Origin of the sequence: Providencia sp. PROV040, assembly GCF_032706145.1 — a bacterium.
In the GTDB taxonomy this organism is placed as follows: Bacteria; Pseudomonadota; Gammaproteobacteria; order Enterobacterales; family Enterobacteriaceae; genus Providencia; species Providencia hangzhouensis.
Genome location: NZ_CP120530.1, coordinates 1,149,314 through 1,165,419 on the forward strand (window position 1 = coordinate 1,149,314; position 16,106 = coordinate 1,165,419).

General features: G+C 40.9%; 16 protein-coding genes and 1 other annotated feature. Of the genes, 11 read left to right on the forward strand and 5 right to left on the reverse strand.

Annotated elements, in window-relative coordinates:
• The first annotated feature begins 49 nt into the window (after positions 1–49).
• The gene (gene luxS / locus P3L40_RS05175) at positions 50–565 is read left to right on the forward strand and encodes an S-ribosylhomocysteine lyase (RefSeq protein ID WP_004914042.1); all 516 of its coding nucleotides are present in this window, start codon (positions 50–52) and stop codon (positions 563–565) included.
• An 85-nt stretch (positions 566–650) separates the two neighbouring features.
• Here the strand turns inward: luxS and P3L40_RS05180 are convergent, their stop codons facing one another.
• Together P3L40_RS05180 and P3L40_RS05185 are read right to left on the reverse strand one after the other, a co-directional pair.
• Complete coding sequence (locus tag P3L40_RS05180; protein WP_110592308.1) at positions 651–1,937, reverse strand: CNNM domain-containing protein; 1,287 nt, start codon at positions 1,935–1,937, stop codon at positions 651–653.
• A 42-nt stretch (positions 1,938–1,979) separates the two neighbouring features.
• On the reverse strand, positions 1,980–2,771 hold the full coding sequence (locus tag P3L40_RS05185) for an inner membrane protein YpjD (RefSeq protein WP_004264820.1): 792 nt from the start codon (positions 2,769–2,771) through the stop codon (positions 1,980–1,982).
• 384 nt (positions 2,772–3,155) lie between these two features.
• On the opposite strand from P3L40_RS05185, the gene ffh reads away from it, so the two are divergent.
• The 8 genes from ffh to P3L40_RS05225 all read left to right on the forward strand — a co-directional run bounded on the left by ffh (position 3,156) and on the right by P3L40_RS05225 (position 11,306).
• Complete coding sequence (gene ffh, locus P3L40_RS05190; RefSeq protein WP_210852682.1) at positions 3,156–4,517, forward strand: signal recognition particle protein; 1,362 nt, start codon at positions 3,156–3,158, stop codon at positions 4,515–4,517.
• A gap of 136 nt (positions 4,518–4,653) precedes the next feature.
• Entirely contained in the window at positions 4,654–4,902 is a 249-nt protein-coding gene (gene rpsP / locus P3L40_RS05195; RefSeq protein ID WP_004264823.1) for a 30S ribosomal protein S16, read from the forward strand.
• 18 nt (positions 4,903–4,920) lie between these two features.
• The gene (gene rimM, locus P3L40_RS05200; RefSeq protein WP_004264824.1) at positions 4,921–5,466 is read left to right on the forward strand and encodes a ribosome maturation factor RimM; all 546 of its coding nucleotides are present in this window, start codon (positions 4,921–4,923) and stop codon (positions 5,464–5,466) included.
• Positions 5,467–5,504: 38 nt separating this feature from the next.
• The gene (gene trmD / locus P3L40_RS05205; RefSeq protein ID WP_210852680.1) at positions 5,505–6,269 is read left to right on the forward strand and encodes a tRNA (guanosine(37)-N1)-methyltransferase TrmD; all 765 of its coding nucleotides are present in this window, start codon (positions 5,505–5,507) and stop codon (positions 6,267–6,269) included.
• Between the two features lie 41 nt (positions 6,270–6,310).
• Entirely contained in the window at positions 6,311–6,664 is a 354-nt protein-coding gene (gene rplS, locus P3L40_RS05210) for a 50S ribosomal protein L19 (RefSeq protein WP_096864779.1), read from the forward strand.
• A 529-nt stretch (positions 6,665–7,193) separates the two neighbouring features.
• The gene (locus P3L40_RS05215) at positions 7,194–8,288 is read left to right on the forward strand and encodes a 3-deoxy-7-phosphoheptulonate synthase (protein ID WP_110592307.1); all 1,095 of its coding nucleotides are present in this window, start codon (positions 7,194–7,196) and stop codon (positions 8,286–8,288) included.
• Positions 8,289–8,301: 13 nt separating this feature from the next.
• A complete protein-coding gene (tyrA, locus tag P3L40_RS05220; protein WP_004264830.1) occupies positions 8,302–9,423 on the forward strand; it encodes a bifunctional chorismate mutase/prephenate dehydrogenase in 1,122 nt (373 codons plus the stop codon).
• A 314-nt stretch (positions 9,424–9,737) separates the two neighbouring features.
• Positions 9,738–11,306 carry a methyl-accepting chemotaxis protein gene (locus tag P3L40_RS05225; protein ID WP_004264831.1) on the forward strand — a complete coding sequence of 523 codons (1,569 nt, stop codon included), beginning with the start codon at positions 9,738–9,740 and terminating at the stop codon, positions 11,304–11,306.
• Positions 11,307–11,356: 50 nt separating this feature from the next.
• Here the strand turns inward: P3L40_RS05225 and pheA are convergent, their stop codons facing one another.
• The 3 genes from pheA to bamD form a co-directional block, all read right to left on the reverse strand.
• On the reverse strand, positions 11,357–12,529 hold the full coding sequence (pheA, locus tag P3L40_RS05230; RefSeq protein ID WP_136134837.1) for a bifunctional chorismate mutase/prephenate dehydratase: 1,173 nt from the start codon (positions 12,527–12,529) through the stop codon (positions 11,357–11,359).
• A gap of 26 nt (positions 12,530–12,555) precedes the next feature.
• Positions 12,556–12,673: a sequence feature (Phe leader region), on the reverse strand.
• 140 nt (positions 12,674–12,813) lie between these two features.
• The gene (raiA, locus tag P3L40_RS05235; protein ID WP_036958924.1) at positions 12,814–13,146 is read right to left on the reverse strand and encodes a ribosome-associated translation inhibitor RaiA; all 333 of its coding nucleotides are present in this window, start codon (positions 13,144–13,146) and stop codon (positions 12,814–12,816) included.
• A gap of 315 nt (positions 13,147–13,461) precedes the next feature.
• On the reverse strand, positions 13,462–14,193 hold the full coding sequence (gene bamD, locus P3L40_RS05240) for an outer membrane protein assembly factor BamD (protein ID WP_004264835.1): 732 nt from the start codon (positions 14,191–14,193) through the stop codon (positions 13,462–13,464).
• A 137-nt stretch (positions 14,194–14,330) separates the two neighbouring features.
• Between bamD and rluD the strand changes: the two genes are divergently transcribed.
• Together rluD and yfiH are read left to right on the forward strand one after the other, a co-directional pair.
• On the forward strand, positions 14,331–15,308 hold the full coding sequence (rluD, locus tag P3L40_RS05245) for a 23S rRNA pseudouridine(1911/1915/1917) synthase RluD (protein WP_004264836.1): 978 nt from the start codon (positions 14,331–14,333) through the stop codon (positions 15,306–15,308).
• Entirely contained in the window at positions 15,308–16,042 is a 735-nt protein-coding gene (yfiH, locus tag P3L40_RS05250) for a purine nucleoside phosphorylase YfiH (protein WP_210852678.1), read from the forward strand. The genes rluD and yfiH overlap by 1 nt, the downstream gene beginning before the upstream one ends.
• The last annotated feature ends 64 nt before the right edge of the window (positions 16,043–16,106 follow it).

Here is a 16,106-nt window from a genome sequence, read left to right on the forward strand (position 1 = left end):
AGTTTCATTTATTTTAGAAAATATTTTTTATTTTCGAGGAGGTCACGAAATGCCATTATTAGATAGCTTTACTGTCGATCATACTCGCATGTCAGCACCTGCTGTACGTGTGGCAAAAACCATGAAAACACCAAGCGGTGATACCATCACAGTTTTTGATTTGCGTTTTACTGTACCAAATGAAGAAGCCATGACAGAAAAAGGGACGCATACTTTAGAGCACCTTTTTGCAGGCTTTATGCGTGATCACCTCAACGGAAATGGTGTTGAAATTATTGATATTTCACCAATGGGGTGCCGTACTGGTTTTTATATGAGCCTTATTGGCCAGCCAGATGAACTGCGTGTTGCTAATGCATGGAAAGCGGCAATGGAAGATGTTTTGCAAGTGAAAGACCAAAACAAGATCCCTGAATTGAATGTCTATCAGTGCGGTACATACAAAATGCACTCACTGGAAGAAGCCCAGCAAATTGCACGTAATGTTCTTGCATCAGAAATTGGTATCAATAAAAATGATGAATTAGCATTACCTGCAGAGAAACTTGAACAGCTACACGTTTAGTTTTTATCAAATATTCTCTATAAAAAGAGCCAATTAAGGCTCTTTTTATTTTATATGAGAATTAAATTGCAAGTTTATGACCAAATCAAAGGTCGGGGACTTGAGAACTGAATGTAAGAGGTGTGATCCTAACCTGTTTAACGATATTTTCATTCATCGCTAATACCTCGATAAGGTAATGCCCCACCACGATTTGCTCTTCAAGCTGTGGAATATCACCAATGACCTCTAAAACCATGCCATTAACCGTCCTAGGGCCATCTATGGGGAGATTCCAATCAAAAGCCTTATTCAGCTCACGAATATTAGCAGAACCGTCTACAAGAACGCTTCCATCACTTTGTGGCAAGACTTCTTCGGCTAAAGATGGCGACATCGAGGTTGTGAAGTCACCCACTATCTCTTCTAATATATCTTCGACAGTGATAAGGCCTTGAATTTCACCGTATTCATCAACAATGATCCCAAGTTTTTCTTTATTGTGCTGGAAGTTAACTAACTGAACATTTAATGGTGTACTGTTAGGAATAAAATAAATGTTATCTGCAGCTTTAATTAGGTTTTGCTTATTAAACTCACGTTTTTCCATCATAAGACGGTATGCTTCACGGACGCGTAAAATGCCAATAGAGTCATCAAGTGAGTCGCGATAAAGCACAATGCGGCCATGGGGGGAGTGCGTGAGCTGCCGAATGATTGATTTCCAGTCATCATTGACATCAATACCAACAATCTCATTCCTTGGCAGCATAATATCGCCAACAGTGACTTTGTCTAAGTCTAAAATTGAAATCAACATGTCTTGATTTCGGCGGCTAATTTTATGCTTTGATTCGTTAACAATGGTGCGTAGCTCTTCCTTATTAACTGCATCAGTTCTTGCGGTTAGTGACTTCACCCCAATGCAGCGTAACAGTAGGGCTGAAATAGTATTAAATGCCCAAACAATAGGCATCATGACTACTTGTAATGGTTTTAAGAGGTAACTACTTGGAAATGCGATTTTTTCAGGGTACAGCGCTGCCAGTGTTTTTGGCATGACTTCGGCAAAAATGAGGATCACAAAAGTCAGGATCCCTGTAGCCATAGCTACACCTGCATTCCCATATAATCGCATACCAATGATGGTCGCTAATGCGGAAGCGACTATGTTGATTAAGTTATTACCAATAAGGACTAGGCTTAACAGCTTATCAGGGTGTTTAAGAAGTTTTTCAACGCGGATCGCTGAGCGATTACCTTGTTTTGCTAAATGTTTTAACCGATAACGGTTTAGCGTCATCATCCCTGTTTCTGATGCAGAGAAATAGGCTGACATAAAAATTAAAACAATCAATATGATGATTAGCGTACTCGTGGACACATCATCCAAAACAAGTTTCCTTATATTGTGAAAGTCGTGGCTTTATTTGCGTCAAAATACCATAAACTCCTGTATTAAACGGTTACCAAAAAAAGCCATTGTTAAGATGATTGAGCCACCAACATGGAAAAATAGGACGCGCTTACCTCGCCATCCTCCATGGAAATGCCCCCAAAGTAGAGTGATATAAACAAACCATGCAATGACGGATAATACCGATTTATGGATATTTTCTTTATCAAAAATATTATCCATATAAATAAAGCCAGTACACAAGGTCAGAGTCAGCAAAATGACCCCAACTTGAGTGATGTGGAACATTTTACGTTCAATTACCATCATGGGTGGCATATCTGGACTAAATTTTAAGGTTTTGTTCTTTAGCTGATGGTCAATTAAAGCCACTTGTAATGCATATAAAGCCGCAATAAGGAGTGTTGCATAGCTCAACAACGCTAGACCAATATGAACAAAAAGTGGTACTCGAGCTTCAAGATGCGTAATAAACTCACCAGGCATTAGCGTTGACAGCATCAAGTTAATAATGGCAAAACTATAGACTATGGGCGTTAAGTACCAAGCTTTTCCCCAGTAAGCGACAACAGTCATAATCACACACATGAGTAAGCTCACTGTTGAGCCTAAATTCAACAGAGTGAGGTTTTGTCCTTCGGCTTCACTGAAAATCAAAAATTTCAATGTAATAGCGTGAGTTACTAACGCAACAACGGCAAGAAAAAGCGCGAGATGGCGGTAAAATGGCTGTTTACGCACTTGGCCGGGGACGATCAGTAACAGACTGACCATGTATGTACAAACTGCTATGACTGCAAATACGGGCATAGTATAGTGTCGTTTATCATTTTTAGTGGAAAGTTATTCATAGTATAACTTGTACGAGTGTAGGCTCCAACTATTGGACAGGCCAATCACAATATATTCATTGCTGATAGCACTTCATGCGCCTACTGCTTGGTTTGTATTATTAAATTCATGCCATAATAACCTTTATCATCTGTTTCAAACAGGGGGCAGCGAAAAAACTGCGGGCATGTTACAATGGGGCATTATTTTGCCGCGATTATTTTTAGTGTTGGTTTCCCTTCATCATTGTGAAGGTATTGATGCTTATAATTCAAGTTGTTAGGTAACACGCACTTGAAATTATCTGTATTAGCAACCAGATCAGGCTGACATCGGCCCATCAACAGAATTGAGCTAAGACATATGTTTGATAATTTAACTGACAGACTATCGCGCACGTTGCGCAATATCAGTGGACGTGGGCGTCTAACTGATGAAAATATTAAAGAAACACTACGCGAAGTTCGCATGGCCTTGCTGGAAGCTGACGTTGCTTTGCCAGTTGTCCGTGAATTCATTCAAAAAGTTAAAGCAAATGCTGTTGGGCAAGATGTCAATAAAAGTCTAACACCTGGCCAAGAGTTCATTAAAATAGTTCAAAATGAACTGACTAGGGCGATGGGGGACGAAAACCACCAACTTAATTTATCCGCACAACCTCCTGCTGTCGTTTTAATGGCAGGTTTGCAAGGTGCCGGTAAAACGACCAGTGTTGCAAAATTAGGTAAGCTATTAAAAGAAAAGCAAAAGAAAAAAGTATTAGTTGTCTCTGCTGACGTTTATCGCCCTGCAGCGATTAAACAATTAGAGACATTAGCTGAAAGTGTTGGAATTGACTTTTTCCCTTCAGAAGTACAAGAAAAACCCGCTGCAATTGTTCAAAAAGCATTAAAACACGCACAATTACAATTCTACGATGTGCTGTTGGTGGATACCGCAGGTCGCTTGCATGTTGATGAAGCGATGATGGAAGAAATCCAAGAAGTTCACCGTATTATTAAGCCAGTTGAGACCTTATTCGTCGTCGATGCGATGACAGGGCAAGATGCGGCAAATACAGCGAAAGCATTTAATGAAGCCCTACCACTGACAGGGGTTGTGTTGACCAAGGTCGATGGTGATGCACGAGGCGGTGCGGCACTTTCAATTCGAGCGATTACGGGGAAACCTATTAAGTTCTTAGGTGTTGGTGAAAAAACTGATGCCTTAGAACCATTCCACCCAGAGCGCGTCGCGTCTCGTATCCTTGGTATGGGTGATGTGATTTCTCTGATTGAAGAGATTGAGCATAAAGTTGACCGTGATGAAGCTGAAAAGCTTGCTAAAAAACTTAAAACGGGAGATGGCTTTGATTTAAATGACTTTTTAAGTCAATTAAAGCAAATGCGTAATATGGGCGGCATGGCGAGCATGATGAGCAAAATGCCAGGAATGTCTCAGTTACCCGATGCCGTTAAGTCCCAAATGGATGATAAAATCACCGTTCGTATGGAAGCGATGATTAATTCCATGACACGTAAAGAACGTGAAAAACCGGAAATTATTAAAGGTTCACGAAAACGTCGTATTGCGGCAGGTTCGGGAACTACCGTGCAAGAAGTTAATCGCCTCTTAAAACAATTTGATGACATGCAACGCATGATGAAGAAAATGAAAAAAGGCGGTCTAGCCAAGATGATGCGCGGCATGAAGGGTATGATGCCACCGGGTTTTCCGGGGCGTTAAGCAATAAAGCCTCAAACAAAACGCACTTTTGATTGATTTTTGCGTCAAAGTGAGTAAACTTTTCGGGCTTTTTATATGACAGCCGGACTCTATCCCTCGATGGAGTCTGGTTGTTTTGTTAACTAATGAGGATGTTATGGTAACAATTCGTTTATCTCGTGGCGGCGCTAAAAAACGTCCGTTCTACCAAATCGTTGTGACTGATAGCCGCAATGCGCGTGACGGTCGTTTCATTGAGCGTATCGGTTTCTTCAACCCGATCGCTGCAGGTCAAGCAGAAGAACTGCGTTTAGACCTGGACCGTGTTGAGCACTGGGTTGGCTTAGGCGCAACTATTTCTGACCGTGTTGCACAACTGGTCAAACAAGCTAAGAAAGCAGCTTAATCTGTCGCGGTGGTAACAATGAGCAAGCAAACTAAACTACAGCCACCTGAAAACCCAATTGTATTGGGGAAATTAGGTGCGGCATACGGTATTCGTGGTTGGCTCAAAGTTTTTTCGTCCACCGAACATGCTGAAAGTATTTTTGAGTATCAGCCTTGGTTTATCCAACGTTCAGGTCAATGGCAACACATTGAAATTGAAGATTGGAAACATCATAACAAGGATATCATTGTCAAGCTGAACGGGGTCGATGACCGCGATGCAGCCGCGCTTTTGACTAACTTTGAAATTGCGGTTGATTCAACCCAACTTCCTGAGTTAGAAAACGAATACTACTGGAAAGACCTGATGGGCTGCCAAGTAGTGACGTTACAAGGCTATGACCTTGGTACCATCACTGACATGATGGAGACCGGTTCAAATGATGTGCTGGTCATTAAGGCGAATTTAAAAGATGCATTTGGCATCAAGGAGCGGTTGGTTCCGTTTCTTGATGGGCAGGTTATCAAGAAAGTCGATCTCGATGCCAAACTTATTGAAGTGGATTGGGATCCTGGTTTTTAAATCTCCGGTTGAACGGTTTTGATAAGTGGGACGAAATTATGTGGATTGGTGTAATTAGCCTGTTTCCCGAAATGTTCCGCGCAATAACCGAGTACGGGGTAACTGGTCGGGCAGTGAAAAATGGCCTGCTAACATTTGAGTGCTGGAATCCGCGAGATTTTACTCACGATAAGCACAAAACTGTTGATGATCGCCCCTATGGTGGTGGTCCAGGCATGCTGATGATGGTGCAACCGCTTAAGGATGCAATCAACGCAGCAAGAACTGAGGCTGGTGAGGGTGCAAAGGTTATTTATCTTTCACCGCAAGGGCGCAAACTTAGTCAAGACGGTGTTTGCGAGCTGGCAACCAATGAGAAATTGATTCTTGTTTGTGGCCGCTATGAAGGCATTGATGAGCGTATCATTCAAACCGAAGTTGACGAAGAATGGTCAATCGGCGATTACGTTCTCAGTGGCGGGGAACTTCCCGCGATGGTGTTGATTGACTCAGTTTCACGGTTTATACCGGGAGTACTTGGTCATCAAGCCTCTGCTCAAGAAGACTCTTTTGCAGATGGTTTGTTAGATTGTCCGCACTATACCCGCCCTGAAGTGTTAGATGGCATGCAAGTTCCTGATATTTTACTTTCAGGAAACCACGCTAAAATAGATAGCTGGCGTATGAAACAATCACTCGGCCGTACCTGGCTTAGAAGACCTGAGCTTCTGGAAAGCCTAGCTCTGACTGACGAGCAGAGGATGTTGCTGGCTGAATTCCAACTGGAATATCAGTCTGAGCAACAAATGAATCCAGACAATTAATTGTCTAAACATATCAGTTTACCTAGGGTAAGAGAGTTATTATGAGCAACATTATTAAACAAATCGAAGAAGAGCAGATGAAGCAGGACGTACCTTCATTCCGTCAGGGTGACACCGTGGAAGTTAAGGTATGGGTCGTAGAAGGCTCTAAAAAACGTCTGCAGGCATTCGAGGGCGTGGTTATCGCTATTCGTAACCGCGGTCTGCACTCTGCATTCACTGTTCGTAAAATTTCTAACGGCGAAGGTGTTGAGCGTGTATTCCAAACTCACTCTCCAGTCGTAGATAGCATTGCTGTTAAACGTCGTGGTGCTGTTCGCAGATCTAAACTGTACTACCTGCGTGAGCGTTCTGGTAAGGCAGCTCGTATCAAAGAGCGTCTGAACGCCAAGTAATACGCTTTCGCTACATCCGAAAGTTATGTTATGAGAGAGGCCCGCATTTGCGGGCCTTTTTATATTCGTCACTATCTTCTTCATAATTCAAATTGTAGCCGTGTTGGCAGCACTCAGCTTCTCAGGTCACATACCTATATTCGTCATATTTCAAGTTGTAGCCGTGTTGGCTGCGTTCAGCCCCACAGGTCACATACTTGTGTATGCTCCCTGCGATGTCCTCACTTTGCCGCCTTGCTACAACTCGAACTATTTAGAATATAGCTGATAACTTATGCTTATCTGTAAATAAATACTTACAGATTGCTTGTTTTTCTTTGGTCTATTAAATTATTTTAATGTTAAATTAATGTAAAACTGTAATTTATTCAATTTATTATGGTAGTGTAAATAATTAAATACAGTAGTGGAAATATTTTACATAAATGGATTGAATTGTTTACGATGCATGGTATGTTATTACTCATACACCCAAACACAATACGTAAATAATAAACTAAGCAAATATAAGCTAATAAGTAGGTAAAAAATGATCATGCAAAAAGATGTACTCAACAACGTGAATATTCAAGACGAGCAGGTATTAATCACTCCTGAGAGTCTGAAAGAGAAATATCCGCTGAGTCGCAGCAACCTGCATGCCATTGCGACATCGCGCCAAGTGATTGCTGACATTATTCATCAACGCGACCCTCGCTTACTCGTGGTATGCGGCCCTTGCTCAATTCATGATGTGGATGCTGCTATTGAATATGGTGAGCGCCTGAAAGTATTAGCCGAAGAATTAAGTGATAGTTTATATATTGTGATGCGTGTGTATTTTGAAAAACCTCGTACAACCGTAGGTTGGAAAGGTTTGATTAGTGATCCATTTATGGATGGTTCTTTTGAAATGGAAAAAGGCCTACATATTGCTCGTGATTTGTTGACCAATTTAGTGAATATGGGGCTGCCATTAGCGACAGAAGCATTGGATCCTAACAATCCTCAATACTTAGGGGATTTATTCAGTTGGTCAGCCATTGGTGCAAGAACGACTGAGTCACAGACCCACCGTGAAATGGCATCTGGTTTATCTATGCCTGTTGGTTTCAAAAATGGAACCGATGGGAGTTTATCTACAGCGATTAATGCGTTAAAAGCAGCAGCGATGCCACACCGTTTTATGGGAATTAACCAATCTGGCCAAGTTTGTTTATTACATACCAAAGGTAATAGTAACGGACATGTCATTTTACGTGGTGGGAAAACGCCTAACTACAGTGCCGAAGACATTGCGGCTTGTGAAGCGGAAATGAAAAAAGCAGGTTTAGAGCCGTCCCTTATGGTGGATTGTAGCCATGGAAACTCGAATAAAGATTACCGCCGTCAGCCATTAGTTGTTGATTCTATTATTGAACAAATTATTAATGGTAATGAATCAATTACAGGTATTATGCTAGAAAGTCATATTAATGAAGGGAATCAAACATCTGAACAAGCCCGTGACACAATGAAATACGGTGTGTCAGTGACAGATGCCTGCATTAACTGGCAAACGACGGAAACGGTATTGCGTAAATTACATCAAGCATTGTTGCCTGTGCTTGAACAACGTGCGCAAAAATTGAGTAAAGTGAGCTGATCAAGGTATTGGTATGTCTGTTGAGTTATCCCATTTACGGGAACAAATTGATGAAGTTGATAAATCGTTATTAGATTTATTAGCAAAAAGGCTGCAACTGGTTGCTGAAGTCGGTGAAGTGAAAAGCTTACATGGTTTACCGATTTATGTGCCTGAACGAGAAACAAGCATGTTGGCAGCACGTCGCGCCGAAGCTGAGCGTATGGGGATCCCACCTGATCTGATAGAGGATATTCTAAGGCGGATCATGCGCGAATCTTACGCACGTGAAAATGATAAAGGGTTTAAAACACTGAACCCATCAGCTGGCCCAATTGTGATTGTAGGTGGTGATGGGAAAATGGGGCGGTTATTTCACCGTCTCCTTAATTTATCAGGCTATCAGGTTAAGACATTAAACGAAGATGACTGGGCACAAGCAGAATCTATAGTTGCTGGAGCGAGCGTCGTGATAGTTAGTGTACCAATACATTTGACGGTACAAGTTATCAACCAACTGCCTAAACTGGATAAAAGCACGGTCTTGATGGATATTGCATCGATTAAGCAACAGCCATTAGAAGCGATGTTAGCGGCCCATGATGGGCCAGTACTTGGGCTTCACCCGATGTTTGGTCCTGATATTGGTAGTGTTGCAAAGCAAGTATTTGCTTACTGTAATGGCCGTGGCTCGGAGTCTTATCAGTGGTTTCTTGAACAGTTATTAGTTTGGGGGGCACGTTTGAAAGAAATCTCAGCCGAAGAGCATGATAAAAACATGAGCTTTATTCAGGCATTACGCCACTTTACAACATTTACTTACGGGCGAAATCTTGCTGAGGAAAATATCGATTTACAGCAATTACTTGATTTGTCATCACCTATTTATCGTTTAGAGCTCGCGATGGTTGGGCGGCTGTTTGCTCAAGACCCTCAACTCTATGCAGACATTATTATGTCTTCAAATGAAAATGTTGAATTGATACGCAGATATCATCAATTGTTAGGTGATTCAATAGCGCTACTGGAGAAAAAAGATAAAGCGGAATTTATTCGCCAATTTAATCAAATTAGCCAGTGGTTCGGTGAAGATGCCCATCATTTTATGAAAGAAAGCCAATCATTACTGCAACGAGCAAACGATAATCGAAAATAATCATCCCGCCTTCTATCGTGTTTTATAGCGGTAGAGGGCTTTATTTTCCTGTTAATTTTTTGTTGTCTTCTATATTCTTCTATTTCAGTTAATCTCACCAAGAATGTTTATTTAAAATAGGTAATTGTACTTATCTGTATAATTTCTATCGAATAATATGCTAATCAGATAAAAACTGAATTTATTCACTATCTAATTTCAAATTAATCAATTTTTAAAATCAATATTTATAAATCGATCGATTTATATGATAAAGATTTCACCTGTTTTACCGATAACACTACTCATTAAATGATGGTTAGCGTGGTAAATATATGTCTTTTAAAAATCTCAAAATTAGTATGAAGTTAACGGTAGCATTTGGTGGTTTTGTTGCGCTTATTATCCTAAGTTCACTTTTTTCTTTAGCCAATATGAACCGAGCTAATGATGGCATGAAACAAGTCCTGTATGAAAGTTATCCTATTGCCTCTACCGCAGGGCAAATGATGGATAACTTTTATTCTTTTATAGGGATCCAAGAGCTAATTTTACTTGATGATCGTGGTAGTGATAAACGCAGAGAAGAGTTGGCTAAAATTACATTAAAAATTAATGGATTGATGGAAAGCTTAGAAAATAACGTTACAGATGATCGCTCTAAAGAAGTCTTGGCTGATTTGCGTGTTATTCGCCAACAGTTTCATTCATCAATTACTCGCATCAATACCTTTTTATCAGAGAATAATCGCCAAGCTGCTATTGATGAAATGATGACTAAAACGTCTAGTATTCAACGTGATTATCGTGATCAAATTCAAACTTTAATGGCTATCCAAGATTTGGAAATGCAAGAGGTTGGCCGTAAAGTGAATGCGGATTATGAAAACAATAAACTATTACTAGCGGTGTTATCAATCTTGAGTATTGGCGCGGGCTGCGTAATGGGCTGGTATATTACGAACATTATCACAAGGCCATTGGAAAATGCGGTTAATTTCGCGCAGTCAATTGCAAATGGGGATCTGACTAAAGATATTCAGGTCACCTCAAAAGATGAAACGGGTGTATTGTTAAATGCACTTAATGATATGAAAGAGCACTTGCTGGAAATCGTTCAAGAGGTTCAACAAGGTTCTGAAAGTATTTCGGCAGCAGCAGGGCAAATTGTCGCGGGGAACCAAAACCTGGCGGCGCGCACCGAAGAACAGGCCGCATCAGTTGAAGAAACGGCCAGTTCAATGGAACAAATAACTTCAACCGTTCAAAACACGACTGAGCACACTCATGAAGCTAGCATGCTTGCAGACCAAGCGGCAATTATTGTACAAAACAATGGCGACATGATGAGTCAAGTAACGAATAAAATGCGTGCAATCAATGGATCATCATCACAGATGACAGAAATTATTAATCTAATAGACTCAATTGCATTTCAAACCAATATCTTAGCATTGAATGCATCCGTTGAAGCGGCAAGAGCCGGTGAACATGGGCGAGGCTTTGCCGTTGTTGCCGGAGAAGTGAGATTATTAGCACAAAAAAGTGCGGCTTCAGCGAGTGATATTCGTGGGTTGATTGAAAACTCATCGTCACAAACGCAAGAGGGTATGGAACTTGTTGAAAAAGCGACTCAGCAAATACACGGAATGGTTGATAGTGTAAAAGAGATGAATGCGTTACTACGTGAAATTGGGCAGGCTAGTCGTGAGCAAAGCGATGGAATTTCTCAAATCAATAGTGCAGTAGGGCAACTTGATTTAACCACACAACAAAATGCGAGTTTAGTTGAGGAATCTGTTGTCGCAGCGGACTCATTGAATGAACAGGCGTACCATTTGAAGGAACTAGTCAATTATTTCAGAGTCAAATCTTCGAATTATCAACCTGAAGTGAGAGCATAGTTTCAGTTTAGTAGGCTGCACTGAAAAAATGCAGCCTAATTATATTTTAATTAAGGCGTAATTTTTTCAGGTTCAACAGGAACCACATTTTCGGATGGGTAGCAGCCTAATATTTTAATTGACCTAGTAATTGTTGAAAGCTCTCTTAAAGCTTGTTGCATATTTTCTGAACGTAAATTGGCATGCACATCAACATAAAACATCTCTTCCCATGGTTTTCCATTTATTGGGCGTGATTCTAACTTGCTCATGATTATCTTATTATTTTTCAAAATAACTAATGCATCAACTAAGGCACCAGCTTGTTGGCCAGTGGTCAGAAGCAGTGTTGTTTTAGCCGGTACTTGTTCAGTGACTTCAATTGGTTGTGGTGCAACAACAATAAAGCGTGTCATGTTAATTTGCTGATTAGCGAGATTATGCTCTATTACGCTTAAATCGTATAAGGCGCCACCGGCTTCACTTCCAAGTGCCGCGACACTCGGTGAGTTTTGGTCTGCGACCATTTGCATTGCAGTTGATGTGCTATCACAATATTTTATTTCCCAGTGTGGGAATTGTGCTAAGTATTGGCTGCATTGTTGGAAAGGCTGAGGGTGGCTATACACGGTTTTGATCTGGCTGAGATCGGTATTTCCTGTTGTTAAGAGGCAATGGTTAATTGGGAGCCGAATCTCCCCGACGATTGATAATGATGTATTTTGTAGTAAATCGTAAACATCGTTAATTGCGCCCGAACTGGTGTTTTCTATTGGTAAAATGCCATATTCCGCTTGCCCATTTTCAACTAATGAAAAAATATCTTGGAATTTATGGCAACTGCATTCAACTAGTTGGTCAAAATGACGGGCTGAGTACTGGCGTGCCGCAATGTGTGAATAAGAACCTTTCGGCCCTAAAAATGCGAAACGCGCGGTATCACTAGGGGTTAAATTTAAATGCTTTTGTAAAATAGCCTGTTGCGTAAGAACAGAGTCCTCAATAATCATCTGGAATAGGCGAGTGATATAAAAGCCATCAAGCCCTAGCGGTTTGCCTTTGTTGATTAAAACATCAAGAAGCTGACGCTCACGGTCTTTATCACGAATAGGGCGGCTATCATCAATTTTTGTTTCAGCGACTTCAACAGCATAACCACGGCGCTTTGCTAAAAGATTTAGTAATTCACTATCCAGTTGACTTATTTTCTCTCTTACTTTTAATAAATTAGTGCTGTTTTCCATGCTGCCCACCCTGTTAATATCATGATATAAAAAAAGCCCCCTAGAGGGGGCTTTCTAATTTTGTCTTCTTTTCTTTCTCGAACGACAAAAGCCCCCAATTAGGAGTTGCTAAAGAAGAAAAAGAAAACAAAATTAAGATTCATATGAACACCTTTAGTCAGATTCAATTTAAATAAACCCGATACTCACTAAGAAGTCAATAGGTAAGGATCATAAACATAAAAAAACGCGCCCATGGTGAGCGCGTTTATAAGGTTCAAGATTAGTTGATAGATAATATAAAATTATAACGTAACAGTATTATTCGCTTCTTTTACACTATTATATGCTCTTCTTGATTCTCCTTTATGTTGCACTTTATTAAGTTGTCTTTCGAGTTTGTTAATTAGTTCATTAATTGCAACGTACATATCTTCATGCTTGGCACTTGCGACCAATTTTCCTGTCGCTGTTTTTATGTTGGCATCAACCATAAAACCTTGTGGCTCTTTTGATAATACGACATGCGTATTTATTAGAGATACTTGCCACTTATCGAGTTTTGTTAGACGGCTCTCAATGTGCTCACGAATCGCTGGGGTAATGTCCATTTGTTTGCTAGTAATGTTCACTATCATATAGTTACCTCTCATTGTTTCCGTCTTTGTTGATTTCAGAATACCCGTTCTTGCTAAGAAAAAATTGATGTAGATCACATCTCATTCAGGGGAAGAGTAACAGCTATCTGAAGTGTGATTTCACATAAAAAAGGGGCGAAAAAGCATTGCCAAAATGAATGGATTAAGGGACACTGATTGAGTTGGCTAGGGGAACGGTAAATAGCCGGAACTTTTTTTGGGTTAAAATTAGTACCCTAAATGAGCAAGCAACTAAATCGCCGCTAGCAAAGAAAAACAGCAGCCTTGGCTGCTGTTTTAGATCGCACGATGATATTATTGTGGGTTTGCAGCAATAATACTCGCAACTTTATTCGCTTCTTGGTTTAGCCCCATCTCATTATAAGCAATTTCCATGTATGCTAAGGCATTACGTGTTGCTTCTGTGTCTGGGTAGTCTTTTAGCATTTGTTGAACACGATTAACAACCGCGACATAAGCACCGCGTTTGTTGTAGTATTCGACAACAGAAAGGTCGAATTTCGCTAAGCGGTCTTTTAAGAAGACTAATCGCTTACTCGCATCATTGGAGTATAAGCTGTTAGGATAGTAGCGAACTAACTGACTGAAATCTTTGAATGCAACTCGTGCATGCTGTGGGTCTCTGTCTGAGCGGTCAATACCAAAGAGGCCTTGCAATAAGCTATCATCCAGAGCCATCGCGGTTAAGCCTCGCATATAGAGGACATAATCAATATTTGGATGAGTTGGGTTCAAACGCATGAAACGGTCAATTGCGGCTATCGCCATTGGCAGCTCTGCTGATTTATAATATGCATAAATCAGGTCTAATTGAACCTGCTGAGCATATGGACCAAATGGATAACGGTTATCAAGAGCTTCAAATTGTTTAATCGCTGCTTTAAAATTGCCGTCCTGTAATTTTTGCTGACCCGTTGCATATATTTCAGCAGGGGTGCTATCAGGGCTGACTTCAGGAGTGCTGGAACAGCCGACTAAAATCAGGCTCAACGTGGCTGCAGCCACCAGATTTTTCATACGTATCATCACGTGTAGGTTATCCTCTGAGTGTTTCGAGGGAGTCTATCCATAAGGCTCCCGGCAAAATTCGAGTTACAATAGCATATATTTTAAATGAAACGGCACTGCCGTCAAAATACAAACACCAAAAAGTAGATTAATTTATGGCTCAACAAGTACAACTTAGTGCAACTATCGCTGAATCACAGCTTGGTCAACGTTTAGATCAGGCTTTGGCCGAATTGTTCCCTGATTATTCACGTTCTCGCATAAAAGAATGGATTTTAGCTGATAGAGTGCAGGTTAATGGCAAAGTTATCAATAAGCCAAAAGAAAAAGTTTTTGGCAGCGAACAAATTTTAATCGACGCCCTCATTGAAGAAGATAATCGCTGGGAACCACAAGATATCCCACTTAATGTGATTTATGAAGATGAAGATATCCTAATTATTAATAAACCGCGTGATTTAGTTGTCCACCCTGGAGCAGGAAATCCAGACGGTACAATTCTTAATGCGTTGTTATATCGTTATCCTGAAATTGCTGATGTGCCGAGAGCAGGTATTGTTCATCGTTTAGATAAAGACACGACAGGCTTAATGGTTGTCGCAAAAACAGTTCCAGCTCAAACACACCTTGTAGAAGCATTGCAACGTAGAGAAATTACGCGTGAATATGAAGCGGTTGCGGTCGGCCGTATGACAGCGGGTGGCATGGTAGAAGAACCTATCTCTCGTCATCCAACTAAACGAACCCATATGGCTGTGCACCCAATGGGCAAACCCGCTGTAACGCATTATCGTGTGATGGAACACTTTAGAGCCCATACTCGTTTACGTTTACGTCTGGAGACGGGCAGAACTCACCAAATTCGTGTTCATATGGCTCATATCAATCATCCATTAATTGGTGATCCCTTATACGGTGGCCGCCCGCGCCCACTAAAAGGGGCGACCGAAGAATTTTTAGAGGTCATGCGTAATTTTGATAGGCAAGCACTGCATGCCACCATGTTACGCTTATATCACCCAATCTCAGGTATTCAAATGGAGTGGCATGCACCGTTACCTGATGATATGGTTAAGCTTATAGAAGCTCTAAAAGCAGACACTGAACTGCATAAAGACGATATGGACTGGTAATGAATACATTGATTTTCCCTGATTGGCCGCAACCTAAAAACATAGCAAGCTGTAGTACAACTCGAGTGGGTGGTGTGAGCCTGCCACCTTTTGATAGCTTGAATTTAGGTGATCATGTTGGGGATATACCCAATGCCGTCAGTGAAAATCGTCAACGCCTTGAGACGCTTGCTCAGCTACCACAACAACCAGTTTGGCTTGAGCAAGTTCATGGAACGGATGTGCTTCAGCTTGTTGGTGATAAAATTCATAATAGGCAAGCGGACGCCGTGTACAGTAATCAGGTTGGCCAAGTTTGTGCCATTATGACTGCGGATTGCTTGCCTGTGTTATTGACTAATCAAGCAGGAACGGAAGTGGCAGCAGCCCACGCAGGGTGGCGCGGGCTATGTCATGGGGTTCTTGAAAATACAATCAATCAATTTATTAGCCCTGCAAATGAAATTATCGCTTGGCTTGGCCCCGCTATTGGTGCTGAGAAATTTGAAGTCGGTAAGGAAGTCAAAGAGGCTTTTGTTAATCAGTCATCTGATTTAGCCTCTGCTTTTATTTCTTATAATGATAAATATTTAGCTGACATTTATTTATTAGCACGTAAAAAACTACAGGCTGCTGGCGTAACGAAGGTCTATGGTGGTGATTTTTGTACAGTAACAGATGAAAACAGATTTTTTTCCTATCGAAGGGAAGGAAAAACCGGCAGGATGGCTTCATTGATATGGATAAATACCTAGTATTGGGGTTTTGTTCTAAATTAACGGATATATCAAAAATAATTCCTTGCAAAACTTGAATATT

Bases quoted from the DNA above. Each gene is read 5' to 3' on its own strand.
- luxS (WP_004914042.1), top strand. From the start codon at position 50: ATGCCATTATTAGATAGCTTTACTGTCGATCATACTCGCATGTCAGCA.
- P3L40_RS05185 (WP_004264820.1), bottom strand. From the start codon at position 2,771: ATGCCCGTATTTGCAGTCATAGCAGTTTGTACATACATGGTCAGTCTG.
- ffh (WP_210852682.1), top strand. From the start codon at position 3,156: ATGTTTGATAATTTAACTGACAGACTATCGCGCACGTTGCGCAATATC.
- rpsP (WP_004264823.1), top strand. From the start codon at position 4,654: ATGGTAACAATTCGTTTATCTCGTGGCGGCGCTAAAAAACGTCCGTTC.
- rimM (WP_004264824.1), top strand. From the start codon at position 4,921: ATGAGCAAGCAAACTAAACTACAGCCACCTGAAAACCCAATTGTATTG.
- trmD (WP_210852680.1), top strand. From the start codon at position 5,505: ATGTGGATTGGTGTAATTAGCCTGTTTCCCGAAATGTTCCGCGCAATA.
- rplS (WP_096864779.1), top strand. From the start codon at position 6,311: ATGAGCAACATTATTAAACAAATCGAAGAAGAGCAGATGAAGCAGGAC.
- P3L40_RS05215 (WP_110592307.1), top strand. From the start codon at position 7,194: ATGATCATGCAAAAAGATGTACTCAACAACGTGAATATTCAAGACGAG.
- tyrA (WP_004264830.1), top strand. From the start codon at position 8,302: ATGTCTGTTGAGTTATCCCATTTACGGGAACAAATTGATGAAGTTGAT.
- P3L40_RS05225 (WP_004264831.1), top strand. From the start codon at position 9,738: ATGTCTTTTAAAAATCTCAAAATTAGTATGAAGTTAACGGTAGCATTT.
- pheA (WP_136134837.1), bottom strand. From the start codon at position 12,529: ATGGAAAACAGCACTAATTTATTAAAAGTAAGAGAGAAAATAAGTCAA.
- raiA (WP_036958924.1), bottom strand. From the start codon at position 13,146: ATGATAGTGAACATTACTAGCAAACAAATGGACATTACCCCAGCGATT.
- bamD (WP_004264835.1), bottom strand. From the start codon at position 14,193: ATGATACGTATGAAAAATCTGGTGGCTGCAGCCACGTTGAGCCTGATT.
- rluD (WP_004264836.1), top strand. From the start codon at position 14,331: ATGGCTCAACAAGTACAACTTAGTGCAACTATCGCTGAATCACAGCTT.
- yfiH (WP_210852678.1), top strand. From the start codon at position 15,308: ATGAATACATTGATTTTCCCTGATTGGCCGCAACCTAAAAACATAGCA.